General features: G+C 51.4%; 1 protein-coding gene. It reads right to left on the bottom strand.

Annotation, left to right across the window (positions count from 1 at the left end):
• Positions 1-227 precede the first annotated feature (227 nt).
• Positions 228-807 (bottom strand): glycine betaine ABC transporter substrate-binding protein (locus tag AC1DRJ_RS30515; RefSeq protein ID WP_477805391.1); only part of this gene is annotated, 580 nt, incomplete at its 5' end.

Genomic DNA, 807 nt, shown 5'->3' with positions numbered 1-807 from the left:
CTTGTGCAGCGACCACTGCTCTGGCAAGCGAATCGGCTACTGCTTGCGAGCAACCTTTCGACTCGCAAAGTTGCTTCACCCAGGAAACAGCTCCCTCGATTGAAAAGCTATGATAGGTTGCTGTTTTCAAAAGATATCGCCTATACGGTTTATTCCATGCTGCCTGGGCCCTTAGTTTTCCTTCAAGGACACCAGGCTGCGGAGTAGCTACCGAACAGCTTAAGCTATTACTGGCCCGCTGTTGTGGCTGCAGTATTAGCGCCAAACATTGCCACAAAGAGCGGTTTGTTGGCTGCGTAGTATTCTGCAACTACCTTGTCTGCCGAGCTATCACGCGCAGTTGCCATCAACTTCTCAAGGTCGGCCTTGGGAATCTTGAAGTTGGCGAAAAATTGGGCAACGTCGGGATGCTCTGCGCTGAATCCTTTGCGTGCAACCGCGTGAATTTGCTCGGCACCACCGAAAATCTGCTTCGGATCATCCAGGTAGCGCAGCGGCCACTTGGCGAACATCCAGTGTGGGCTCCAAGCGTTAATCAACGACCATTTGTCACGCTTGAGATTGCGATCGAGCTCGCTCAACATTCCAGACTCTGAAGAGGCGACCATCTTATAGCCTTCGAGCTTGTATTCTTTGATGGCCTTTTCCGTAAGCTTATATTGACCGTTACCCACTTCCGAGGTCAGTATTTTGCCGCCGAATTTCTCCTTCACCTCTGGCTTGTTAAGATCTTCGACACTGGCGACCTCACTGATAGGGATGGACGTAGGAACCGCCATTCCGATCCGTCCTTCATACAGCACACCG

The organism is Pseudomonas sp. P5_B2, assembly GCF_056400445.1.
The sequence above is the reverse complement of the archived record's forward strand: the minus strand, read 5'-3'. Positions and strand labels throughout refer to the sequence as shown.